We start from the raw sequence: 23,808 nt of genomic DNA on the forward strand, positions 1-23,808 counted from the left end.
CCACCCGGCCAAAAACAGACCAGCCCCGCCCTGACGGGCGAGGCTGGGGACACTGCGTATGACTATGTCACCGGTCCCTGCCCAGGGATTGATGCCGGGCACGGGGGCTGCAGTCAAAAGCTCAGGCGTCAAACGTTCAGGCGTCGCCGTCCGTATCGGTCTTGGCGGTTTTTGCTTTTGAGGCTGCCGTCTTTTTCGCGGCCGGCTTCTTGGCAGCAGCGGTTTTTGCCGGAGCTTTCCTGGCCGGCGCCTTTTTCGCGGCCGGTTTCTTGTCGTCCGTATCGTCAGCCTTCCTGGCGGCCGGCTTTTTGGCCGCGGCCTTTTTCGCCGGTGCGGACTTTTCGCTTTTGCCCGGATTGGCTTCTTCCTCGTCCAGGGCGCGGACGGCGGCTTCAAGGTCTTCGCGGGTGACCGTCTTGTCGGTCAGGTCGGCCATTTCAAGAATGAAGTCGACGACCTTTTCCTCGAAGATGGGTGCGCGCAACTGGGCGCGGGCGTCTTCATTTTCCTGAAAATACTGGAAAATCTGCGCCTCCTGCCCAGGGAAGCGGCGGGCTTCTTCGACCATGCGCCGGTTGATTTCATCCTGGCTGACCTGAACGTCATTGGCCACGCCGATTTCCGACAACAGCAGGCCCAGGCGAACCCGGCGTTCCGCAATGGCGCGGAATTCGGCGGCCTCATCAGCGTCGTCGGGGGCATCCTTGCCTTCGAAATCCTCGGCTTTGGCGTCTCCCGACATGATGGCGTCACGCTTGATCTGCTCCCAGATCTGAGCGAATTCCAGGTCGACCATTTTTCCGGGCACGCCAAAATCATAGGCCTCGGCCAGGCTGTCGAGCAGACGGCGTTTCAGAAGGCCGCGTGTCAGCGACTGGTTATCGTTTGCCAGTTGTTCCTTCAGGGCCTCCTTCAGGGCCGCCAGATCATCGAAGCCAAGCCCCTTGGCCAGATCGTCGTCCAAAGCAGCTTCGGCCTGACGGCGCACTTCCTTGACCTTGACGGCAAACTCGGCCTCTTTTCCGGCGAGGGCTTCGGCATGATACTGCTCGGGGAAGGTGACCGTTACCGTGCGGTCCTCGTCCGCCTTGGCGCCGGTCAGCTGGTCTTCAAATCCGGGGATGAAGGTGCCGCTGCCGAGTTCAAGCTGATAATCCTCAGCCGAACCGCCTTCAAAGGCTTCCCCGTCCACGGTGCCGACATAATCGATCAGAAGGGCGTCGCCCTCTTTTGCCTTGGCGGTCTTGGCGGCTTTCTTGAACGTCTTCTGCTGGCTGGCGACACGCTCGGCGGCTGTGTCGATGTCGGCGTCGGCCACATCGGCGACCCAGCGTTCCAGGGCGGGCGCCTTGAAATCGCTGATGTCGATATCCGGCAGAACTTCCAGCCGGATGGTATACGCCAGATCCTGGCCGTCTTCATAATTGTCCACGTCCACTTCGGGACGGACGGCCGGCTTCAGGCCCTTGTCTTCCATCAGCCGGCTGCTGGTTTCCTGCATGGTCTCCGACAGGACCTGGCTCATCGCCCGTTCGCCGTGCATGCGTTTCAGCAACGACAGCGGCGCCTTGCCGGGGCGAAACCCCTTGATTTGCGCGGTTGCGCGAAACTCACTCAGGATCGTGTCCAGTTTCGCGTCCAGTTCCCCTGCCTCGACCACGACCTTGAATTCGCGCTTGAGACCTTCATTCACCAGTTCTTCGACCTGCATCGTCCTGCCTGTCCTGCTTACAAAATCCATCCAAAAGGCTTTTCCGGGACACGGCCCGCATGCGGCGCATGGTGCGGGCGGAGGGACTTGAACCCCCACGTCCGAAGACACCAGAACCTAAATCTGGCGCGTCTACCAGTTCCGCCACGCCCGCGCATGCCATGGCTCCGTCTTCCGGAAAGCCCGGAAGCGGCGCCCAGTCATGCCCAAACAACAGCCGCTATCATTACCACGGCCCAGCCCCGTCGCCGAACCGCGCCAATCAGTCGGCTCACGGTACGGCCCTGCCATAAGGACCGCGCTTATAACAGGCGTGCGCCCAAGCACAAGCCTTTTTGCGGTTACGCCCGGCGGCCGTTGCCGCGTCACATGACCGGACAAATGGGCCATATCCCACAAAAAACGGGGTACCGACGGGTACAGCGTCCATTAGCGCACGACCGGCAAGACCACTGCCGGCCTCTGACCGCCATACCCGTCAGCCGTGACACCCCCGGCACCAGACCGAGACAAGGATGACAGAACACATCCCTGAAAACAGGCTCCCTATATGAGCGGAATGACTGACTGATCAGTCAACTTCCTTTTATATCAATAGTTTATCTGTTTTGCTTTGCCATACTGCAGGCTCTGGACGCGGCCCTGACATAACGTCAGGCCGCAGCATTCACCATCCAGACGACCGAATATCTGCCACCATGTGGCCAAACCTGGATATGCCCATCAGGAAAACATGCCCCTTTCCCCTTCGTGACATGCAATATCCGGTATAATAAGGCGGCAAAAAGCCCCATTCCCCTAAAATCCAGGGATCACGGCAGCACTTTCGGCAGTATGTCCAAAAGATCGGAGGCGATCATGCCACGCCCGGCCTTGACTGCCGCCTGTCCGTGCAGCCACACGGCAGCCGATGCCGCTTCGAACGCGGGCATGCCCTGTGCCAGCAAACCGGCGATGATACCGGACAGCACATCGCCGGTGCCGCCGACCGACAACCAGGCCGGCGCGTTGTGGGCCACGCTTGCCCGCCCGTCCGGCGCGGCGACGATGGTGGACACCCCTTTCAGGACCAGATAGGCGCCGGTCTGCGCCGCTGCTTCGCGGGCCGCCGCCAAACGGTCCCGGTCAAGCGGCAGGCCGGGAAACAGACGCCTGAATTCGCCGTCATGGGGCGTCATGACGATCAGACCCTTGTTCGTTGTCCGCACCCGGTCCAGCCGGTCGACCAGACTGGTCAGCGCGTCGGCGTCGACAACGGCCTTGCGGCCCTTGGAAATCACACCTTCGACCAGCTTGGCGGTCCGCTCGCCGACACCGGCGCCGGGCCCCAGGACCACCGTGCTCAAACGGGGGTCCGACAGCATGCCCAGGAAGCCGAAAGCGGCCTCGAACTTGCGGACCATGACATCGATGAGGGCCGTTGCCTGCACGGCATAGGTCTCGGCCGGCGCGGCCAGGGTGACAAGTCCGGCACCGCTGCGCAGGGCCGCGAGGCTGGACAAGCGGCTGGCGCCAAGCGCGGGCTCACGCCCGCCTAGGACCAGAACATGGCCCCGGTCATATTTATGGCTGAACGGTCCGGCATGGGGGAAAAGCCCGCTCCATAAGGCCGGTTCATTGGCGAATGCGACTGGCTTGATCGCCTCGAGCGCGCTGGCGGGGGTGCCGATGTCCGCCACATGAATATTGGATGTACCACCACACAAAAATCGGCCGGGTGCAATAAGATGCCCAGGTTTTTTAAGAAAAAAGGTGACGGTGGCATCGGCGTGAAAACATGGTCCCGTCGGCTGGCCGGTGGCGCCGTCCAGCCCGCTTGGCAGGTCAATGGCCAGACGGAAAGCATCGGACTGGTTGGCGGCCTGCACGATATCCGCCGCCTGCCCTTCCAACGGACGGGACAGCCCGGCACCGAACAGGCCGTCAATGATCATTCCGGCCGCACTCAGAACGGCCAGATCGGCGGGCAGAACCGGCCCGTCCCACTGACGGGCCATGGCGGCGGCATCGCCCTGCAAAGAGGACACATCCACCAGGGACATGATCCGGACCGGATACCCCCAGGTGGCCAGATAGCGGGCCGCGACATAGCCGTCGCCGCCATTGTTGCCTGGGCCGGTCAGGATCACCACATCGTCCAGATCGGATGACGGGTCCCCCAGATAGTCGGACGCGATCCGTGCGACGCCGCGCCCGGCGCGCTCCATCAGCTCCAGACCGCCCACACCGTGTTCAATGGCATAAGCATCGGCCGCCGCCATTTCAGAGGGCGACAGCAGAATATGGTCTATCCGTGCGGTGGCGACAGCCATCTGTTCTCCCCAATGACCCCCTGCACTTATTGTGTGTGCAGTGTAGCAAAAGATCACCGCCCCGCCAGACCGCAATTGCGAAAGTATGACAAATGCAAAGTGCCGGCAGGGTCAAGGGCCATGGATATCGGCACGGATTGTCCATATCCGACACTGCGAAAAGAGGATAGGCAGCCTGATCAATATCCCGCCATTGCCCGGAGAGATGCGGAAAGCCTATCCGGGAAACCGGTCAAAGACACTTAAGAGATAAAGGTTTTTGAAGAAATGGGGCGAGTGACCGGAATTGAACCGGCGACCTCCAGAGCCACAATCTGGCGCTCTAACCGACTGAGCTACACCCGCCGCACTGTGCCGCGTCGCAGAGGCAGCGCCCTGCGAAGGTGCGCCTGTTTACGTCGAACGCCGGGCGGGCGTCAAGGGCTTCCTGCATACGGACACGGTGAAGCGCGAAAAAGGTTCTGTCAAAGCTTTGCCGGCACCCCGTTCCCGGCTTGGAAAAGCGCTTTTGCCGGACGCAGGCCCTGCCCAAAAAAGAGGCAGCTGCCCCACAAATCATCAACCAATCGTCTGACAGCGTTCAGCCGCCATACAGCCCCCGCGCTGGCAAACAGGCGCATGGCCTGTGTTTGTGCCCTTCCCGCCCAAGGGTATGGACCGCTTGGCACAGGCCCTGCTTAAGACCCGGTCGATTGATGACAAACACTCGGGGTTGAGACACGCACGGCAAAAACCGGGCCCGTCAGGACAGCGACCGGCCTGTGTCTATTGCCGGCCCGGTCCCACCCCGCCCACGCGGATCGGTATTTCATGAAAAAAATCGAAGCCATCATCAAACCGTTCAAACTGGATGAAGTGAAGGACGCCCTGCACGAACTGGGCATTTCCGGCATTACGGTGACCGAGGCCAAAGGTTTCGGACGGCAGAAGGGCCATACGGAACTGTACCGCGGGGCCGAATATGTGGTCGATTTCGTGCCCAAGGTGAAGCTGGAAGTGGTGCTGGAAGCCGCCCAGGCTGAGCGCGCGGTCGAAGCGATCCGGCAGGCCGCGCATACGGGGCGCATCGGTGACGGCAAGATCTTCGTCTACAGTGTTGAAGAGGCCGTCCGCATCCGCACCGGCGAGACCGGCCAGGATGCAATATAAAATATGCCCTACAGGGCAGGAACGCAGGGGTGACAGGGAGATATCAGACACACAGGACACGCGGTGCCTTGCAACAGGCAGGAAACAGGCCCGACACCGAAGGCCAGAGACATAAAAGAGACAAGGTTTTTCAAGGATCAAGGATAGTAGACAATGCCCAAGTATGAAAATCTCAGCAATGACGACTTTCTCAAACTGATCGAGGAAGTCGAGGCCGACTGGGTCGACCTGCGCTTTACCGATCCGCGCGGCAAATGGCAGCATCTGACCATGGCGGCGGATGTGATCGACGACGATATGCTGAATGACGGCATCATGTTCGACGGGTCGTCCATCGCCGGCTGGAAGGCCATCAACGAATCCGATATGATCCTGATGCCCGATTTGACGAGTGTGACCATCGACCCATTCACCGCCGACGTCACGCTGATCGTTTTCTGCGATATTCTCGAGCCCTCAACGGGCCAGGCATACAGCCGCGACCCCCGCAGCACGGCCAAACGGGCGGAGGAATATCTGCGCTATACGGGCATTGGAGACACCGCCTTTTTCGGGCCAGAACCGGAATTCTTCGTCTTTGACGATGTGCGCTTTTCCGTCGGCTATCACGGTGCCTCCTATCGCATCGACGATGTGGAAGGCCCCTACAACAGCGACCGCCCCTATGATGAGGGCAACTATGCCCACCGTCCCCGCGCCAAGGGCGGCTATTTTCCGGTGGCCCCGGTTGACAGCGCCATGGATCTGCGCGGCGAAATGGTCAAGGTAATGAAGGAAATGGGCCTGTCGATGGACAAGCACCACCACGAGGTGGCCGCATCGCAGCACGAGCTGGGCATCACCTTTTCCACCCTGCTCGGAACGGCGGACAATGTGCAGGTTTACAAATACGCCGTCCATCAGGTTGCCCATACCTATGGGAAAACCGCGACCTTCATGCCCAAACCGGTGGCCGAGGACAACGGGTCCGGCATGCACACGCACCAGTCCATCTGGAAGGACGGCAAGCCCGCCTTTGCCGGCAGCGGGTATGCCGATCTGTCGGAAACGGCCCTGTATTATATCGGCGGTATCATCAAGCATGCGAAAGCGCTGAATGCCTTCACCAACCCGTCGACCAACAGCTACAAGCGCCTGACGCCCGGCTTCGAGGCGCCCGTGCTGCTGGCCTATTCGAGCCGCAACCGCTCGGCGTCATGCCGGATTCCCTACACCTCCAGCCCGAAAGCAAAGCGGGTCGAGGTCCGTTTCCCGGATGCAACGGCCAATCCCTATTATGCCTTTGCCGCCATGCTGATGGCCGGCCTTGACGGGATTGAGAACAAAATCCATCCGGGCGACGCCATGGACAAGGACCTGTACAATCTGCCGCCGGAGGAATTGAAGGATATCCCCACCGTCGCACCGTCCCTGCGCGACGCGCTGGAGGCGCTGGACAATGACCGGGCCTTCCTGAAAAAGGGCGACGTGTTCACCGACGACCAGATCAACGGCTATCTGGAGTTGAAATGGGAGGAAGTGACCCGGCTTGAACTTGCCCCCCACCCCGTTGAATTCGACATGTATTACAGCGCCTAAGTGAAAAGCCGTAAAAAGACCGGCAAACATACTTTGCGATAAGGGGCGGACGCCCCTGTCCGGAAGGTAAAAGAGAGAGGGGCCCGCACGGGCCCCTTTTTCCATCTTGGGAGGAGAAACGTCACATGGAAGATTTATCTTTTACAAGCTCTTCCACCTGTCCTATGTCGAAGAGATGCACGCGGTAAAACAAGATACAATCGGATCGCTTTCTACGATGCACATTGACTACACAGCAGAGCAGACAGCGATGAAACCGCGACTTGAGGCGGCCAATATCAATCCGACCAGTTTTCTCGCGACGGATTATCTCAATCATTTCAATGAAATCGTCATGTTGCTGGAAATGGTTCCCGATATGCCGGAAATGATCGAGGAAACCTATGAGTGGGCGCCCAAGCCCTACAGCCAACATTTTCTCGACAGTGGATTTCAGGCCAAGGAACTGGCGGTCGAGGCTTATGAGAAAGCCCCGGCGCCGATCAGAAGCACTTTTGAGTCCGTTTGCGGCAAGCTGGACGGACTTGTCACCGGGACGATCGAATCCCTGAAAAAGGTCAATGCCGCCGAACGCGGCCTCAGCGAACCGGCGCGTCTTTTCATCGGCAAGCGGATTGAAGAGATTCAGGGTCTGCTGATGAAGCTAAATCAGGTCATCCACGGACATCTGGACGAGCAGCTGGCGGATATGGTGCCGGATACGCCCGACAGCGTCGCCACGGACGACGAAAGCGCCCATACACAGGCCGAAATCGACGCCCTGTTCGACGAATAACAACCAATGCGATAGATTAAACCGCCTTGCGGAAGCGTCCTGGTTTGCAGAAGCGTCTTGAGGTGGTGCCCCCGCCGTTACAGTGTGCGCCGGAAATGGGTACCCTTGCCCAGTTCGGCAAGGGAAATGGTTTTCTTGAGGTCCGGCCGTCCCTCCCGGTGCATGATCACCAGCGGATACCGGCTCCATGACAAAGTTGCGATCCGTTCAACCATCCAGATCGCCGGCTGCTTTTCGATAGACTGAAAGCGGTCGCCGACGGCGACTTCGCCCATCTCTTCCGAAGTCGCATCGGTATCTACCAGCCGCCTGACGGCTTTGAACGGGTTAAGGCTTTGCATATTCTGCTCCGCGAGGGGAAACCGCATATCTTCTAGGATATGTGGTGTTGATGACGCTTTCATGCCAGATTGCGCGCCACCGGTCCATAGGGATTTAATACACCATATATAGCGCTTTGCGCCAAGGTACAGCACGATATCCAAGCCGGCTTGACGCAAACCGGCAGCTTCTGTAGCGCTTGGGATACAGTTTCCGGAGATCCCGTTCATGAGCGACCTGTTCGACACGGCCAAAACAAAAAGCGACTATTCGGCAAAGGATATCGAGGTCCTTGAAGGCCTTGAACCGGTCCGGCAAAGGCCCGGCATGTATATCGGCGGCACGGATGAACGCGCCCTGCACCATCTTGTGGCCGAGGTTCTCGACAATGCGATGGATGAAGCCGTCGCGGGTCATGCCACGCGAATCAGTCTTGAACTGCTTGCCGACGGGTCCGTCGCCATTACGGACAACGGCCGCGGCATCCCGACGGACCCCCATCCCAAATTTCCCGATAAATCCGCCCTTGAGGTCATTTTCACCACCCTGCATTCGGGAGGGAAATTCAACTCTGACGCGTATTCAACATCGGGCGGACTGCACGGGGTCGGCATTTCCGTTGTCAACGCGCTGAGCGACTGGCTCAGCGTCGACGTGGCACGCGACCGGGCGGCCTGGCGTCAGCGGTTTGAGCGCGGCGTCCCGAAGACCGAGCTTGAGAATCAAGGCGCGGTACAGAACAGGCGCGGCACACGGGTTCATTTTCTGCCGGACAAGACGATTTTCGGTGCCAAGGCGGCCTTCAAGCCGGCACGCCTGTATCGCATGGCGCGCTCGAAAGCCTATCTGTTCCGGGGTGTCGAAATCCGCTTTCAGTGCGACCCGTCCCTGATCGGCAAGGGAGACGAGACACCGTCGGAAGCGACCCTGCACTTTCCGGGCGGTCTGGCCGATTTCCTCGGCGAGTCCCTGGACAAGCGTACATGCGTCAGTGACGATTCCTTCAATGGCGTGGCAGGGTTTCCCGACAGTCAGGGGCGTGTGGAATGGGCGGTGCAATGGCCGGAATTCGGAGATGGTTTTTGCAACAGTTACTGCAACACCATCCCGACACCGGACGGCGGCACCCATGAGAACGGCCTGAAAAGCGCGCTTCTCAAGGGTCTGAAAACATATGGCGAACTGGTCGGCAACAAAAAGGCCGCGCAGCTGATCACCGACGACGTCAGCGGCAGTGCGGCCATGATGCTGTCGGTTTTCATCCGCGATCCCCAGTTTCAGGGACAGACCAAGGATAAACTGTCCACGCTGGACGCCTTCCGGCTGACGGAAAATGCCGTCCGCGATGCGTTTGATCACTGGCTTGCCGACCACCCCGACAGGGCGACCGCCCTTTTGACCTGGGCGCTGGAACGTCAGGAGGAGCGGTTGCGGCGGCGCCAGGAACGGGAAATCCAGCGCAAGACGGCCGTGGGCAAACGCAAGCTGCGCCTGCCGGGCAAATTGACCGATTGCGCCAGCGAGGCGTCAGAGGGTACGGAACTCTACATCGTGGAGGGGGATTCGGCCGGCGGTTCGGCCAAACAGGCGCGTGACCGGAAAACCCAGGCCATCCTTCCCATTCGCGGCAAGATCCTCAATGTCGCGGCCGCCAGTCGTGATAAAATTGCCGCCAATCAGGAAATCAGGGATCTTATACAGGCGCTTGGCTGCGGTACCTGTGATTCATACGACGGGGATGCGTTGCGCTATGAAAAGATCATTATCATGACCGACGCCGATGTGGATGGTGCCCATATCGCCACCCTGCTGATGACCTTTTTCTTCCGCGAAATGCCCGGCCTGATCCGCGAGGGACGGCTTTATCTGGCACAGCCCCCTCTCTACCGGCTAGCCAAGGGTGGCAAAGTGGCCTATGCCCGGGACGATGCCCACAAGGACGAACTGATGGACACCGAATTCGCCGGCAGGGGCAAGGTGGATGTCAGCCGGTTTAAGGGGCTTGGGGAAATGCCGCCGGCCCAATTGAAAGAAACCACCATGGCACGGGATAAACGGTCCCTGTTGCGGGTGGTGGTTGCCGGCGCGAATGGGTCCGCCGGCCCGACGGACGGAACCGGCCCCGGCGCCCCGGATGCCCGGACCTATACCATACGTCTGGTCGAGGACCTGATGGGCAAGAAACCTGAAAAACGCTTCGCCTTCATACGGGACCATGCCGGCGATATTTCCGAGCTGGACATCTGACCCTGAGTGCTGTCGCCTCCCCGCCCCCTTGCTGAACCGGTCATACCGACCGCCGGTCCCGGACGTGGATATGGGTCTGCAATGGAGGCAATCCGGTCCTGAATATCATGAAATGGCGCGCATGAATTGACATGAGGCGCTATTTTCATATGCTGCGCGCACTGTCGGTCCCCTGTTACCGGGCCGGAAACATGTATTGGTACGGGCCGATCCGGCCGGTTACGCCGCATGCAGGATGGTTCCCGCGGCGACAGGAAGGGTATTCATGGGGTTTGAACGTCTTGGTCTGAGTGAAGGCACTCTCGCTGCCGTATCGGAGTCGGGGTATGATGAACCGACCCCCATTCAGGCACAGGCGATCCCGCAGGTTCTGATGGGCCGCGACGTTCTCGGCATTGCCCAGACGGGCACGGGCAAGACCGCATCCTTCACCCTGCCCATGATCGATATTCTGGCCGAGGGGCGCGCCCGGGCGCGCATGCCACGGTCGCTCATCCTGGAACCGACACGGGAACTGGCCGCCCAGGTCGCCGATGCCTTCGAGAAATACGGCAAGAACCACAAGCTGACCATGGCTCTGCTCATCGGCGGTGTGAATTTCGGCGAACAGGAAAAGCTTCTGGACCGGGGCGTGGACGTTCTGATCGCGACACCGGGCCGCCTGCTGGACCATTTCGAGCGCGGCAAGCTGCTGCTGACCGGTATCGACATTCTGGTGGTGGACGAAGCCGACCGGATGCTGGACATGGGTTTTATCCCGGATGTGGAAAAAATCTGCGAGCGCATTCCCAGGAAGCATCAGACGCTGTTCTTCTCCGCCACCATGCCGCCACCGATCGAACGACTGACCAAACAGTTTCTGAACGACCCGAAACAGATCGAGGTGGCGCGCCCAGCCTCCACAGCGCAAACCATCGATCAGGCGGTGGTGACGGTTGGACCGCGCGACAAACGCCGGGCCCTGCGCGCCCTTCTGACCCGCGAGAACATCAAGAACGGCATTATCTTCTGTAACCGCAAACGCGATGTGAAAGAGGTGTATGCCTCGCTGTCGCGACATGATTTCAATGTGGGCCAGTTGCACGGCGACATGGCCCAGCCGGAACGGCTGAGCGTCCTGCAATCCTTCAAGGACAACAAGATTCAGCTTCTGGTCGCCTCGGATGTGGCGGCGCGCGGGCTGGATATTGCCGATGTCAGTCATGTTTTCAATTTCGACGTACCGTCCCACGCCGATGATTATGTCCACCGCATCGGACGGACGGGCCGCGCCGGACGTGAGGGCAATGCCTACACCATCGTGACCAAGGGCAAGGATGACCAGCGCTATCTGAAAGCCATCGAAACGCTGATCGGGCAGGAAATCCGCCGCGATGAAACGCTCGGCCTGGGGGACGACCAGGGCGACAGCGCCACACGACCGGCCGGCAAAACCGCTGCAAAGGCTGACAAGGCCCAGAAATCGGGCACCTCCCGCAAGCCCCGCCGTAGAAAAGCCGATGATGAGGCCGATGCCTGGCCAGAAGAGCCTGTCGTCGGGCTGGGGCCGAACATACCGGCCTTTCTGGCACGCCCGGTGAAACTGAAAAACCGGTAGGGACGTGTGCCATCCGGCCTTACAGCATGGCTTGCCGTCTTTCACCACACATTCTAAAGTCCCCGCGCCGGGTTGTGCATTGTGCTTATACTGCGCACGGGTCTCGGGAACTGACAGTCTTCTTTGACACGCAGGCAGGGAGGGGAATGCCATGAGCCGGTTCGAAACACTCATCTTCACCGTTGAAGACGGTCTGGCCACCATAACGCTGAACCAGCCGGACAAGCTGAATGCCATCAGCACGAAAATGAAGGCCGAGATGCTGACCGCCGTACGCGAGGCGGGCGCTCCCGGCAGTGGCGTCCGCGCCCTTATGATCACCGGAGCCGGGCGCGGTTTCTGCGCCGGCGCGGATCTGAGCGAGGGCGGTGTCGGCGGCACGACGGGCGATCCAGGCGCCAATCTGGTGGACAGCTATCATCCGGTTTTCCTGGAACTGGCGCATCTGGACATGCCTGTCATCACGGCCGTCAATGGCGTTGCCGCCGGTGCCGGCATGAGCCTCGCACTGACGGCGGATATCGTGATTGCCGCGCGGTCGGCCTTTTTCCTTCAGGCCTTTGTCAATATCGGTCTGGTGCCGGATGCAGGCAGCACATATCTGCTGCCCCGTCTTGTGGGAGAGGCCCGCGCCAAGGCCATGATGATGCTGGGCGAGCGTATTCCGGCGGAACAGGCCGCGGACTGGGGGCTGATCTATCAGGTGGTGGACGATGCCGCACTGACGGAAACAGCCACCACCATGGCCCAACGCCTTGCCAAGGGGCCGACACGGGCCCTCAGCCATATCCGCCATCTGGTCGCGGCGTCTGCGGGCAACGGCTATGAAAGCCAGCTTCAGGCCGAAGCCCTGGCACAGCGCGCGGCGGGACGGACAGATGACAGCCGCGAAGGGGTGCAGGCCTTTCTGGAAAAACGTCCGGCAGCCTTTACCGGCACATAAAACAGGCGGTCATTCGCCACCACCCGGCACGGGCCACACCTTTCAATACGGACAACACACGTGTCAACATCCCCTCCTTCGTCTGGAAAAACGGCTTCCGGCATTTTGCCGCCTGACAATCCCCTTGCCGCGATCGGTCGCGTGATTTTGGCCGGTCTGGCCGAGTTGGGGGCCATCGCCGCGTTTTTCGCCACAACGGTCACACACATGGTCCGCCCGCCCTTTTATGGACGCGCCGTGCTGCGACAGATGTGGCTGATCGGATACAACAGCCTGCCGGTCGTCGGCATGACCGCCCTGTTCACCGGGGCGGCCCTGGCACAGCAGATCTATGTGGGCGGCGGCCGCTTCAACGCTGAAAGCGTGGTGCCCGGTATTGTGGTCATCGGCATTGTCCGAGAGCTGGGGCCGGTGCTCGGCGGTCTCATGGTGGCGGGCCGGGTCTCCAGCGCCATGGCCGCCGAACTCGGTACCATGCGCGTGACGGAACAGATCGACGCTCTGGTCACACTGTCCACCGACCCGTACAAATATCTGATTGCGCCCCGTCTGCTGGCCTCTTTTTTGACCCTGCCCCTGCTGGTCATGGTGGCGAATGCCATCGGTGTGCTGGGCGGCTATATCATCGGTACGGAAAAACTGGGTCTGAATGCCGCTACCTATCTGCAGGTCACGGTGGATTTCCTGGAGCGTTCGGACATTGTTTCGTCACTGGTGAAAGCGGCGGTCTTCGGCCTGATTGTCGCGCTGATGGGATCATACCATGGATACCGCAGCCGCGGCGGTGCGCAGGGCGTGGGACGGGCCACGACAAATGCTGTGGTCTCCGCGTTTATCTCCATCCTGCTGGCCAATCTGATCATTACCGTGATTGTTTTCGGTGGCCCAGAAGGATGAGCGGCATGACGGAAGAGATACCGAAAATCCGCATGCGCGACGTTCATAAAGCGTTCGGGAAGAAGAAGGTTCTCAACGGCTTTTCCCTGGATGTGCCGAAGGGCGATTCCGTCGTGATTATCGGCGGATCGGGGTCGGGAAAGTCGGTGTCCATAAAATGTATTCTCGGCCTCCTGGAAGCCGACAGCGGTTCCATCCAGATCGATGGCCAGGAAGTCGCCCATCTGCACGGGTCCAAGCGGCAGAAAATGCTGTCCCGCGTGGGCATGCTGTTTCAGGGCGCCGCCCTGTTCGACAGCCTTCCAGTCTGGCACAATGTCAGTTTCGCCCTGATCGAGGGTCAGGGGATGTCCCGGCGTCCGGCACGCCTTAAGGCCATAGAAATGCTGGAGCGGGTCGGACTTGGAGAGGATGTCGCCGACCTGTCACCGGCCGAACTGTCGGGCGGCATGCAGAAACGGGTGGGACTTGCCCGTGCCATCGCCAATCAGCCGGAGATTATCTTCTTCGATGAGCCCACCACCGGGCTGGACCCGATCATGGCGGACGTTATCAACGACCTGATTGTCGAATGCGTGCGCGACCTGGGCGCTACAACCGTCACCATAACCCATGACATGGCCAGCGTACGCAAAATCGCCGATCAGGTCGCCATGCTGTATAAGGGTGGGATCATCTGGCAGGGACCAAGGGACGCCCTGGACCACTGCGGCAATCCTTATGTCGAGCAATTCGTCCATGGCCGGGCCCAGGGGCCGATCCGGATGGAGGTCAAACGGCGCTAGTCATGGCCAAAAGCAGTGCCACCTTTGTCTGCGCGGATTGCGGCGCCGTTTATCGCCGTTGGCAGGGCAAGTGCGAACAGTGCGGCGCATGGAACAGCATACATGAGGAAACACCGGCGGCGTCCGGTGCCCCCAAGGGATTAAGCGGCAAGAAGGGACGCACAGTTCCCCTTGTATCGCTGGACACACCCACACAGGCCCTGCCCCGGCTGAAAACCGGTATCGCGGAACTGGACCGCACCCTTGGCGGCGGCCTGGTGCCCGGCAGTGCCATTCTGATTGGCGGCGACCCCGGTATCGGCAAATCAACGCTGTTGCTGCAAGCCCTGGCCAAGCTGAGCCTGAACGGTACGTCAGCCGTCTATATATCGGGCGAAGAGGCCACGGCACAGGTACAGATGCGGGCAAAACGTCTGGATCTTGCCCAAGCGCCGCTGGAACTCGGCGCCGAGACCAATCTGCGCGATATCCTGACAACACTGGATACCGGCAAGCCGCCGGCCGCGATCGTTATAGACTCTATCCAAACCCTGTTCGCGGACCATATCGAATCAGCACCCGGAACCGTATCGCAGGTACGGACCTGTACGCAGGAACTGATCAGTTTCGCGAAGAAACGCGGCAGCGTGATGCTGATTGTCGGCCATGTGACAAAGGATGGGCAAATCGCCGGTCCGCGCGTGATGGAACATATGGTTGACACCGTCCTGTATTTCGAAGGGGACAGGGGACATCAGTACCGCATCCTGCGCGCGGTCAAGAACCGCTTCGGCGGCACGGATGAAATCGGTGTGTTCGAGATGACGGGCACCGGTCTGAGCGAGGTCTCCAACCCGTCCTCACTGTTTCTGACGGACCGCAACGCGCGTGCGTCCGGCTCGGTCGTCTTTGCCGGTGTTGAGGGAACGCGTCCGCTTCTGGTGGAAATTCAGGCCCTTGTCGCACGCACCAGCGCCGCCAACCCACGGCGTGCCGTGGTTGGTTGGGATGCCGGTCGCCTGTCGATGATTCTGGCTGTGCTGGACGCGCGTGCAGGCCTCGGCCTTGCCGGGTGCGATGTCTATCTGAATGTGGCCGGCGGTCTGAAAATAACCGAACCCGCCGCCGATCTGGCGGTTGCGGCCGCTCTGGTCTCAAGTCTGGGAGATGCCCCCCTGCCCCCCGGCACCGTCTGTTTCGGTGAAATGAGTCTGTCCGGTGACATACGCCCCGTCGCCCAGGATCAGGCCCGCCTGAAGGAAGCCGCCAAACTGGGCTTCGAAGCGGCCCTGGCGCCACGCCTTAAAACCGCCCCACCGAAAGCGATACTGGTCAAGACCATTGCCACTGTCGCCGATCTGGCGGCAACCATCATGGGCACGGATACGCCATGATGAAAGCTTGGTAACAGGCGGCGCAGGGAGTATAAGAACACCATGCAGGCAAGTGATTTTACAGCCTTCGACATCGGCATCCTGGTCATTGTAGGCCTGTCCACCATTTTCGCCTTCGCTCGCGGGTTTGCCACCGTGGCCCTCAGTTTCGCGGCATGGGCCGGAGCCCTTCTGGCAACCGTTTTCGGGTTTTCCCTGGCACAGCCTTATGGCCGTGACCTGATCAGCCCGCCGGAACTGGCCGATATTGCCACGCTGGCCATCATCTTTTTCGTATCGCTTTTCGTTCTGAAAGCGTTTGCCGACTGGTTCGGCACAAAGATCAAGGAAAGTCCCGTCGGCCTGTTGGACCGGTCGCTCGGGGCGTTGTTCGGTCTGTTGCGGGGAATGGTAATCGTCGGTGTTCTCTATTTGGGATTCATCAAGATATTCCCTGGCGAGGACGGACCGGATTGGGTACAGAATGCGCGCCTGAAACCCCTGGTCGCCTGGGGCGCCGAAATGCTGGAAGGTTTTGCCGCCAGTGCTCTTGGCCAGGATCCGACCGATGTGGGAACCGAATATTTACAGCGTGCGGCCGACAGTATTCCCAGCCAGTTTTCCGTAGAAGAACTGGAGAAGCTGGCCCCCGAATACGACCCGGCCATGCGCAGTGAACTGGAAGCCCTGATCAAGAAAAAAACGGATGAAGACGATGGCAATTGAGACGACGCTGACTCCCGCCCCTTTGGGCACCAATCCGTTTGATGACGATCATCTGCGCGAGGAATGCGGAGTATTCGGTATTTACGGCAGTCCGGACGCCACGGCGCATACCGCCCTTGGCCTGCACGCCCTGCAACACCGGGGGCAGGAAGCCGCCGGCATCACCGCCTTTGACGGCGAAGAATTTCACACCAAACGCGTCCTTGGCCAGGTTGCCGACAATTTCACCAGCCAGGGTGTGATCGACAGCCTGCCGGGGCACACGGCCATAGGCCATGTACGATATTCCACCACGGGTGAGACGGTCCTGCGCAACTGTCAGCCGCTGTTTGCCGAGTTTGCCTCGGGAGGGTTCGCGGTCGCGCACAATGGTAATCTGACAAATGCCATGCATCTGCGTCGTTCGCTGGTGTCAAGAGGGTCCATTTTCCAGTCCACATCGGATACGGAAGTCATCATCCACCTTATCGCCACCAGCCATTTTCGCACGCTTCTGGACCGTGTCGTCGATGCCCTGAGACAGGTGGAGGGTGCTTATTCCCTGGTCAGCCTGACACGCGAAGGCCTGATCGGCGTACGGGACCCCTTGGGTGTGCGCCCCCTTGTACTGGGCAAGCTGGACGGCGCGTATATCCTGTGTTCCGAGACCTGTGCACTGGACATCATCGGTGCGGACTATGTGCGCGATGTTGAGCCCGGCGAGGTGATCGTGATCACCGAAAACGGCATCGAAAGCCAGAACCCCTTTCCCGAACAGTCCCCCCGCCCTTGTGTGTTCGAACATGTTTATTTCGCCCGCCCCGACAGTTTTCTGGATGGTCAAAGCGTTTATGAGGTGCGCAAACGCATCGGCGCCGAACTGGCAAAGGAAAACCCCGTGGAAGCGGATGTTGTGGTCCCTGTTCCCGACAGCGGCACGCCGGCGGCCATCGGCTATGCACAGGCATCCGGGCTGCCCTTCGAACTGGGTATCATCCGCAATCATTATGTGGGCCGTACATTCATTGAGCCCAGTGACCAGATCCGCCATTTCGGGGTGAAACTGAAACACAATGCCAACCGATGGCATCTGGACGGCCGGCGCGTGATCCTTGTGGACGATTCCATCGTGCGCGGCACGACGTCGATGAAAATCGTCACCATGATGCGCGAAGCCGGCGCACGGGAAGTACACATGCGCATTGCCTCACCCCCGACGGCCCACAGCTGCTTTTACGGGGTGGATACACCCGAACGGGCCAAACTTCTGGCTGCCAAAATGGATGTTGAGAGCATGTGCCAGCATATCGGCGCAGACAGTCTTGCCTTTCTCAGCATCAACGGTCTTTACCGTGCCGCCGGACAGGGAGATGGCCGCAAGACCGCAAAACCTGCATTTTGCGACGCCTGCTTCACCGGGGATTATCCCACCTTTCTGACCGATCTTCAGGAACAGGAAGAAAAACAATCGCAGTTAAGCCTGATTGCCAACACAGGCGGATAATACACTTAATTTCAAAGGATTTTTCGACTTGGGCAAATTGCTTGAAGATCGCATCGCGCTTGTCACGGGTGCGTCGCGCGGGATTGGTCGGGCCGCAGCCCTGGCCCTGTCCGCAGAAGGGGCGCATATCGTGGCCCTCGCCCGTCCGCGCAGTCAGGGTGCACTGGAAGAACTCGACGATGAAATCCGGGCGGCCGGCGGTGCCGCCACGCTGGTGCCAGTGGACCTGACCGATGGGGCGGCCATCGATCAATTGGGGGCTGCCCTGTATGAACGATGGGGCCGAATTGACATTCTTCTCGGCAACGCCGGGATGCTGGGGCCCTTGAGCCCTGTCGGCCATGTGTCGCCAAAAGACTGGGACAAAGTGTTTCAGACCAATGTGACGGCAAATTACCGTCTGATCCGGTCCATGGACCCGCTTTTGCGCCAGTCCGGCAGCGGTCGGGCCATTTTCGTGACATCGGGGGCGGCACACAAGGCCAAACCTTACTGGGCGCCATACGCCGCCAGTAAAGCGGCACTGGAAGAACTTGTCCGGACATATGCGGCCGAAATGCAGGCAACACCGGTCAAAACCGCTTTGGTCGACCCCGGCCCCATGCGGACAGCCATGCGCAAAAAAGCAGTACCGGGTGAGAACGCGGATACATTGCCACCACCGGAAAGCATCGGTCCGTTGTTCGTGGAACTGGCCGGCGATGCGGTGTGGAGCGACACTCTCGAAACCGGTACGATCATCCGGTTCGCCGACTGGCAGCCCTTGAAAGCGGACTGAAGATTAAGGGCCGCCCGTCTCCTTGTCCGGCCGGGTCCATGCCGATAACAGGCTGTCCACAGCCGCTGACACGGTCCTGCGGCCAGCAAGGACGTCTTCCTCCAGATCTGACCGTATGGCTTTGACGGATGCATCCGCGTCGAAGTGTTCGACCAGACGGTCACGCAATTGGGTGTTCAGCCATGTCAGGCGCTGGGTGCGCCGCCTGTTGTCCCGTTCGCCACTGTCCGTGGTGATGCGGCGGTGCTTTTCCACAGTGCGCCAGAGTTCGGCCACCCCCTCGCCCGTCAGGCCTGAGCAGGCAACGACGGGCGGGTGCCAGTTGGGGCTGGCGTCAGTCAGAATGTGCAGGGCCGCCTTGTAGTCCCGCATGGACTGTTTCAGCTTGTCGGCGAAGACGTCCGCCTTGTTCAGGGCGATGATATCCGCGAGTTCCAGGATACCCTTTTTGATGCCCTGAAGGTCATCTCCCGCCCCCGGCAACATCAGCACAAGAAACAGGTCCACCATATCGGACACCATGGTTTCGCTTTGCCCGGTTCCCACCGTTTCAATGAGAACGACATCGAAACCGGCGGCTTCCAGTATAATCATGGCTTCCCGTGTGGCACGGGCCACACCGCCGAGTACACCGGCACTGGGCGATGGACGGATGAAGGCATTGGTATCGGTGGCCAATTTTTCCATCCGTGTCTTGTCTCCCAATATGGAGCCGCCCGTGCGTCCGCTGGATGGATCCACCGCCAGAACGGCAACCCTGTGCTCAACCCCTGTCAGATAGGTTCCAAGCGTTTCGATAAATGTGGATTTCCCGACGCCGGGCACACCGGAAATCCCGACACGCTGCGCTTTCCCACTGTATGGCAAAAGATGGTTGAGCAGACTTTGGGCCGCCGTCCAGTCATCGGCACGCCTGCTTTCAATGAGTGTCAGGGCACGGCCAATGGCAGACCTGTCCCCTTTCAGGACACCGGCGGCAAGCGCCTGCCAGTCACGCCGTCGGGGCGCCGGATCCGTGCGCACGCTCACAGGCGGGCTCAGGCCGCGAGAGGCGGATGACCGAGACTGGCGGCCAGACGGTCCACCAGATCCCCGGCCGCATCGGCAATCACCGTCCCCGGCGGGAATATGGCGGCAGCCCCGCTTGCGCGCAGTGCATCGTAATCCTGCGGTGGGATGACACCGCCGGCGACGATCATGATGTCACCGCGCCCTTCCCCGGCCAGGGCATCCCGCAGCGAGGGCACCAGCGTCAGATGACCGGCCGCCAGCGACGAGACACCGACGATATGTACGTCGTTTTCCACCGCCTGACGGGCGGCTTCGGCCGGTGTCTGAAACAGCGGCCCGATATCCACGTCAAAGCCAAGATCGGCAAAGGCCGACGCAATCACCTTCTGCCCACGGTCATGGCCGTCCTGTCCCATTTTGGCCACCAGAATACGGGGACGGCGCCCTTCGGCTTCAGCGAAAGCGTCGACCTTGGACCGCACGGCATCAATCTTTTTCTGATCCTTTGACATGCCGCGTGCATACACCCCTGTTACAGCACGAATATCGGCCTTGTGGCGGCCGTAGACCTTTTCCATAGCGGTTGTGATTTCACCCACTGTGGCCTTTGCACGCGCCGCAGCCACGGCAAGTGCCAGCAGATTACCCTCACCGCTGGAGGCGGCCGACGTCAAGGCATCGAGCGCCGCACGGGTCCCGTTTTCGTCCCGCATACCGCGGAGCTTTTCCAGTTTGGCAAGCTGGGCGGCGCGGACCGTGTCATTGTCCACCTTGAGAACGTCAACCTCCTCGGTTTCATCCAGGCGGAATTTGTTGACACCGACGACGGTTTGGGCACCGCTGTCAATCCGCGCCTGTGTGCGGGCCGCGGCTTCCTCAATCCGGAGTTTGGGCAGGCCGGCTTCGATCGCCTTGGCCATACCGCCCTCCCGTTCCACTTCATCAATGTGTTCCATCGCGCGGCCGGCCAATTCAGCCGTCAGACGTTCCACATAATAGCTGCCGCCCCACGGGTCGATCAGTCGATTGGTCCGCGTTTCCTCCTGAATGAAAATCTGGGTGTTACGGGCAATCCTGGCGGAGAAGTCCGTGGGCAGAGCCAAGGCTTCGTCGAAAGAATTGGTATGCAGGCTTTGCGTATGGCCCTGGGTCGCGGCAAATGCCTCTACCGCTGTCCGCGTCACATTGTTCATCACATCCTGGGCCGTCAGGGACCATCCCGATGTCTGGCAATGGGTTCGCAGAGCAAGGGATTTGGGATTTTTCGGATTGAATTGCCTGAGAAGGCGCGCCCACAATGCACGGGCGGCGCGCATCTTCGCCACCTCCATGAAAACATTCATCCCGATGGCCCAGAAAAAACTGAGACGCGGGGCAAAAGCATCCACATCCAGTCCGGCATCAATGCCCGCACGCACATAATCCAGCCCGTCGGCCAGCGTGTAGGCAAGCTCAAGATCGGCTGTCGCGCCCGCTTCCTGCATGTGATAGCCGGAAATGGAAATGCTGTTGAACTTCGGCATATTGTCCGCCGTATAGGCGAAAATATCGGAAATGATCCGCATGGAGGGCTGTGGAGGAAAGATGTATGTATTGCGGACCATGAATTCCTTGAGGATATCGTTCTGTATGGTCCCGCTCAGTTTTTCCGCCGCCACGCCCTGTTCTTCGGCTGCAACGATATACAGCGCCATGACAGGCAGAACAGCGCCATTCATGGTCATGGAGACTGACATTTGATCCAGCGGGATACCGTCAAACAGGGTTCTCATATCGAGAATGCTGTCAATCGCCACGCCAGCCATACCCACATCGCCGACAACACGGGGGTGGTCACTGTCATAGCCACGGTGGGTGGCCAAATCGAAGGCGATCGACAGACCCTTCTGACCCGCCGCCAGATTACGGCGATAAAAGGCGTTCGATTCCTCGGCTGTTGAAAATCCCGCATATTGCCGAATTGTCCACGGCCGGGTGGCATACATTGTGGGATATGGTCCACGGATATAGGGCGGCAGCCCCGGCCAGGTCTTCAGATGATCCAGATCCGTTACATCCCGAGGGCCATACTGCTCTTTCAGAGCAATCCCTTCAGGCGTCATGAACGACTGGCCGGTGCCCTGTGTAAGGGGTCCGATAGCGTCCGTCTCAAAACTGATCGTGCCAAAGTCAGGTATCCGGCTCATTGCGCTGTCTCCCCTTTTGATGCGGGAATGCCGGCACGGTCCAGTGCATCGCCAAGAACGGCGATGAAATCCATGCCTTCGTACAGACAGGCCGTCAGACCGAGACTTTTCAAATGTTCCTCGTCCTTCCTGCGGCCAGCGATATAAACGCCTTTTGCACCGGCACCCGCCAGAGCCGATATGACAGGACCGCCATCTTCGTCATAAAGGGTGTCCGGTCCGCTCAAAACAGCAATTGGCGCACCGGACGCTTTGAAAGCCCGGGCGATAGCGGCGGTGTTCATGCCGTCGCCGCTCTCCACCGTATGAAATCCGGCGGTGGCAAAGGCATTGGCCGTCCAGCGCGTGCGCGGTAAATGCCCGGTTTTGGGGCCCAGGGCCGCAAGGAAAACGGATGGTGCCGTCTCTTCCGCACGATGGCGCAAGCGTTCAAAGTCCTCCGCATCGCGGTGAAAGGGCAAAGGCTGCAACGTTTCCACCGCCGCAGGCAAATCATCCCGGCGAGGAGGTAATGGCGCAGGACCAAAACCCCGGGTTTTTTTCTCATCCAGCAGGGGAAAACTGGACACCCCTGTTACCGGGAGTGTCCGGCGGGCGACATCGCGGGCCCGGCTGGTCCAGCCTGCGATACAGTCGCGCGCAATCCTGCCGGACCGCAAAGCTGTCAAAGCCCCTCCTTCTTTCTCAATATTCTGAAAATATTCCCATGCTTTATGAGTTATTTTTGAAGTGATATCTTCAATTACGGACGCGCCGGCTGCCGGGTCGCGTACACGGTGCAAATGGCTTTCTTCCATCAGAATGACGGAAATATTGCGTGACAGCCGCCGCGCGGCAGCCCCCGGCAGGCCATGAAGCGTATCATGCGGTAACAGTGTCACACTGTCGGCACCACTCAAACCGGCACCGAAGGCGGCACTGGCCGAGCGCAGGATATTCACCCATGGATCGTATACCGTCATCATTCGCAGCGACTGGGTGGCGAACACACGCGCCGGGCCTGTATCCACACCGCACGCCTGAAGGACCCGCGTCCAAAGGCGCCGCAAAGACCGCCCCTTGGCCAGAGTTAAAACCCAATCCGCTTCAGCGACAAATCCCAGTTCGATCTGCGCCGATGCAGCGTCCAGGGACAGTCCTTCCGCCTCCATAGCCCGCAGATATTGAACCGCGGTGGCTATGGTCAGGCCGAGTTCCATCACCTCATCCGCGCCGGCGGTGTGATATACGGCAGGATCGACGGCAAATGCACGATAGCCCGGAACCTCATCCAGAAACCGTCGGGCAAAACCAGCTGCGGACGACAGGGCCTCTTCAGCCGATGTCAACAACCGTCCATTGCGGGCCAGCGCCGCCAACGGATCCGCGCCCAGGGCCCCTTTCGCCGCGCCCGTCAAGCCGCGCGCCTGTAAAATGGCCATCACCGCTTCGCCCGCAGATACGATTTCCTCGCCCGGCATCAAACGGAGATGGATCAGATCAAGCAAGACGTTCTCAAGGGCGCGATCCAGATCAACTGAAGCAATACCCGGAACCATCCCTGCCCTCAGGCGCAATTCCAGTGCTGTCGCACCGCCCTCAAGGTCGCTGAGGATTGCCGTATTGGCCTGTGCCGCGTCAGGGTCCCAGTGGCGTGCAACAATATCCCAGGCCCCTTGCCTGCCCGCCGGCTGCATTTCCGGGACAATCCGGCCCGGCACGCCGAGCGCATCAAAGGCTATGCCGCCGGGCGTCTCTGAGCGAAGCGCGCTTTCCACGCCGCGGCCTCTCAGCGCCTTTTCGGCAAGCGTGATCCAGTCCGGTTCGGCTTTTGTCTCAAAACCGGCTGACAGGTGCATGGTCCTGCCTGTCTTTTCGTCCGGGTCAGATATGGCCTCTGTCACGACAGCCTCCTCCAAACAAAGGGGTGATCTGCCGACCAGCCCCACAATTCCGCGCCCGCGACCCTATCCAATCA

General features: G+C 60.1%; 18 protein-coding genes and 2 tRNA genes. 12 read left to right on the plus strand and 8 right to left on the minus strand.

Features of this window, described 5'->3' with window-relative positions:
* Nucleotides 1-136: 136 nt before the first annotated feature.
* The 4 genes from tig to BXY39_RS07335 form a co-directional block, all read right to left on the minus strand.
* On the minus strand, nt 137-1,711 hold the full coding sequence (tig, locus tag BXY39_RS07320; protein ID WP_121938400.1) for a trigger factor: 1,575 nt from the start codon (nt 1,709-1,711) through the stop codon (nt 137-139).
* 69 nt (nt 1,712-1,780) lie between these two features.
* Nucleotides 1,781-1,865 (minus strand) — tRNA-Leu (locus BXY39_RS07325).
* Nucleotides 1,866-2,523: 658 nt separating this feature from the next.
* A complete protein-coding gene (locus tag BXY39_RS07330; protein WP_121938178.1) occupies nt 2,524-4,023 on the minus strand; it encodes an NAD(P)H-hydrate dehydratase in 1,500 nt (499 codons plus the stop codon).
* 268 nt (nt 4,024-4,291) lie between these two features.
* Nucleotides 4,292-4,368, minus strand: a tRNA-His gene (locus tag BXY39_RS07335).
* A 465-nt stretch (nt 4,369-4,833) separates the two neighbouring features.
* On the opposite strand from BXY39_RS07335, the gene BXY39_RS07340 reads away from it, so the two are divergent.
* The 3 genes from BXY39_RS07340 (at nt 4,834) to BXY39_RS07350 (ending at nt 7,525) form a co-directional block, all read left to right on the plus strand.
* Nucleotides 4,834-5,172, plus strand: a complete 339-nt coding sequence (locus BXY39_RS07340; protein ID WP_121938401.1) for a P-II family nitrogen regulator — start codon at nt 4,834-4,836, stop codon at nt 5,170-5,172.
* A gap of 153 nt (nt 5,173-5,325) precedes the next feature.
* Nucleotides 5,326-6,750, plus strand: coding sequence for a type I glutamate--ammonia ligase (glnA, locus tag BXY39_RS07345; RefSeq protein ID WP_121938179.1), 1,425 nt, complete (start codon nt 5,326-5,328; stop codon nt 6,748-6,750).
* A gap of 250 nt (nt 6,751-7,000) precedes the next feature.
* Nucleotides 7,001-7,525: a hypothetical protein gene (locus BXY39_RS07350; protein WP_121938180.1), complete on the plus strand. Its 525-nt coding sequence runs from the start codon at nt 7,001-7,003 to the stop codon at nt 7,523-7,525.
* A gap of 77 nt (nt 7,526-7,602) precedes the next feature.
* On the opposite strand, the gene BXY39_RS19140 is transcribed toward BXY39_RS07350, so the two are convergent.
* Nucleotides 7,603-8,076, minus strand: a complete 474-nt coding sequence (locus BXY39_RS19140; protein WP_147453502.1) for a hypothetical protein — start codon at nt 8,074-8,076, stop codon at nt 7,603-7,605.
* Here BXY39_RS19140 and parE point away from each other — a divergent pair.
* From parE to BXY39_RS07400, 9 genes are all read left to right on the plus strand, one after another.
* Nucleotides 8,075-10,093, plus strand: a complete 2,019-nt coding sequence (parE, locus tag BXY39_RS07360; protein WP_121938182.1) for a DNA topoisomerase IV subunit B — start codon at nt 8,075-8,077, stop codon at nt 10,091-10,093. The genes BXY39_RS19140 and parE overlap by 2 nt on opposite strands.
* Nucleotides 10,094-10,358: 265 nt before the next feature.
* The gene (locus BXY39_RS07365) at nt 10,359-11,690 is read left to right on the plus strand and encodes a DEAD/DEAH box helicase (RefSeq protein WP_121938183.1); all 1,332 of its coding nucleotides are present in this window, start codon (nt 10,359-10,361) and stop codon (nt 11,688-11,690) included.
* Nucleotides 11,691-11,841: 151 nt separating this feature from the next.
* Nucleotides 11,842-12,633: an enoyl-CoA hydratase-related protein gene (locus tag BXY39_RS07370; RefSeq protein WP_121938184.1), complete on the plus strand. Its 792-nt coding sequence runs from the start codon at nt 11,842-11,844 to the stop codon at nt 12,631-12,633.
* Nucleotides 12,634-12,738: 105 nt separating this feature from the next.
* A complete protein-coding gene (locus BXY39_RS07375; RefSeq protein ID WP_425458907.1) occupies nt 12,739-13,530 on the plus strand; it encodes an MlaE family ABC transporter permease in 792 nt (263 codons plus the stop codon).
* A 5-nt stretch (nt 13,531-13,535) separates the two neighbouring features.
* A complete protein-coding gene (locus BXY39_RS07380) occupies nt 13,536-14,315 on the plus strand; it encodes an ABC transporter ATP-binding protein (protein WP_121938185.1) in 780 nt (259 codons plus the stop codon).
* Between the two features lie 2 nt (nt 14,316-14,317).
* Nucleotides 14,318-15,688 (plus strand): DNA repair protein RadA, encoded by a 1,371-nt coding sequence (radA, locus tag BXY39_RS07385; RefSeq protein WP_121938186.1) that lies wholly within the window; start codon nt 14,318-14,320, stop codon nt 15,686-15,688.
* A gap of 42 nt (nt 15,689-15,730) precedes the next feature.
* Nucleotides 15,731-16,393 carry a CvpA family protein gene (locus tag BXY39_RS07390; protein ID WP_121938187.1) on the plus strand — a complete coding sequence of 221 codons (663 nt, stop codon included), beginning with the start codon at nt 15,731-15,733 and terminating at the stop codon, nt 16,391-16,393.
* On the plus strand, nt 16,374-17,876 hold the full coding sequence (gene purF / locus BXY39_RS07395) for an amidophosphoribosyltransferase (protein ID WP_245998997.1): 1,503 nt from the start codon (nt 16,374-16,376) through the stop codon (nt 17,874-17,876). The genes BXY39_RS07390 and purF overlap by 20 nt, the downstream gene beginning before the upstream one ends.
* A gap of 28 nt (nt 17,877-17,904) precedes the next feature.
* Nucleotides 17,905-18,654 (plus strand): SDR family NAD(P)-dependent oxidoreductase, encoded by a 750-nt coding sequence (locus BXY39_RS07400; protein WP_121938403.1) that lies wholly within the window; start codon nt 17,905-17,907, stop codon nt 18,652-18,654.
* Nucleotides 18,655-18,657: 3 nt separating this feature from the next.
* Here BXY39_RS07400 and meaB read toward each other — a convergent pair whose 3' ends face one another.
* Genes meaB through BXY39_RS07415 form a run of 3 tightly spaced genes read right to left on the minus strand, consistent with a single transcriptional unit; the run spans nt 18,658 to nt 23,734 of the window.
* On the minus strand, nt 18,658-19,677 hold the full coding sequence (meaB, locus tag BXY39_RS07405; protein ID WP_121938404.1) for a methylmalonyl Co-A mutase-associated GTPase MeaB: 1,020 nt from the start codon (nt 19,675-19,677) through the stop codon (nt 18,658-18,660).
* 14 nt (nt 19,678-19,691) lie between these two features.
* The gene (gene scpA / locus BXY39_RS07410) at nt 19,692-21,851 is read right to left on the minus strand and encodes a methylmalonyl-CoA mutase (protein ID WP_121938189.1); all 2,160 of its coding nucleotides are present in this window, start codon (nt 21,849-21,851) and stop codon (nt 19,692-19,694) included.
* Nucleotides 21,848-23,734: a methylmalonyl-CoA mutase family protein gene (locus BXY39_RS07415; RefSeq protein WP_147453503.1), complete on the minus strand. Its 1,887-nt coding sequence runs from the start codon at nt 23,732-23,734 to the stop codon at nt 21,848-21,850. The genes scpA and BXY39_RS07415 overlap by 4 nt, the downstream gene beginning before the upstream one ends.
* Between the last annotated feature and the right edge of the window lie 74 nt (nt 23,735-23,808).

Origin of the sequence: Eilatimonas milleporae (assembly GCF_003688555.1) — a bacterium.
GTDB lineage: Bacteria > Pseudomonadota > Alphaproteobacteria > Sphingomonadales > Kordiimonadaceae > Eilatimonas > Eilatimonas milleporae.

What these genes read in the sequence shown, in the direction of transcription:
- BXY39_RS07350 (WP_121938180.1), top strand. Translation starts at nt 7,001, where the DNA reads ATGAAACCGCGACTTGAGGCGGCCAATATCAATCCGACCAGTTTTCTC.
- BXY39_RS19140 (WP_147453502.1), bottom strand. Translation starts at nt 8,076, where the DNA reads ATGAACGGGATCTCCGGAAACTGTATCCCAAGCGCTACAGAAGCTGCC.
- glnA (WP_121938179.1), top strand. Translation starts at nt 5,326, where the DNA reads ATGCCCAAGTATGAAAATCTCAGCAATGACGACTTTCTCAAACTGATC.
- BXY39_RS07365 (WP_121938183.1), top strand. Translation starts at nt 10,359, where the DNA reads ATGGGGTTTGAACGTCTTGGTCTGAGTGAAGGCACTCTCGCTGCCGTA.
- BXY39_RS07340 (WP_121938401.1), top strand. Translation starts at nt 4,834, where the DNA reads ATGAAAAAAATCGAAGCCATCATCAAACCGTTCAAACTGGATGAAGTG.
- BXY39_RS07330 (WP_121938178.1), bottom strand. Translation starts at nt 4,023, where the DNA reads ATGGCTGTCGCCACCGCACGGATAGACCATATTCTGCTGTCGCCCTCT.
- purF (WP_245998997.1), top strand. Translation starts at nt 16,374, where the DNA reads ATGAAGACGATGGCAATTGAGACGACGCTGACTCCCGCCCCTTTGGGC.
- BXY39_RS07380 (WP_121938185.1), top strand. Translation starts at nt 13,536, where the DNA reads ATGACGGAAGAGATACCGAAAATCCGCATGCGCGACGTTCATAAAGCG.
- scpA (WP_121938189.1), bottom strand. Translation starts at nt 21,851, where the DNA reads ATGAGCCGGATACCTGACTTTGGCACGATCAGTTTTGAGACGGACGCT.
- tig (WP_121938400.1), bottom strand. Translation starts at nt 1,711, where the DNA reads ATGCAGGTCGAAGAACTGGTGAATGAAGGTCTCAAGCGCGAATTCAAG.
- BXY39_RS07390 (WP_121938187.1), top strand. Translation starts at nt 15,731, where the DNA reads ATGCAGGCAAGTGATTTTACAGCCTTCGACATCGGCATCCTGGTCATT.
- parE (WP_121938182.1), top strand. Translation starts at nt 8,075, where the DNA reads ATGAGCGACCTGTTCGACACGGCCAAAACAAAAAGCGACTATTCGGCA.
- radA (WP_121938186.1), top strand. Translation starts at nt 14,318, where the DNA reads ATGGCCAAAAGCAGTGCCACCTTTGTCTGCGCGGATTGCGGCGCCGTT.
- BXY39_RS07370 (WP_121938184.1), top strand. Translation starts at nt 11,842, where the DNA reads ATGAGCCGGTTCGAAACACTCATCTTCACCGTTGAAGACGGTCTGGCC.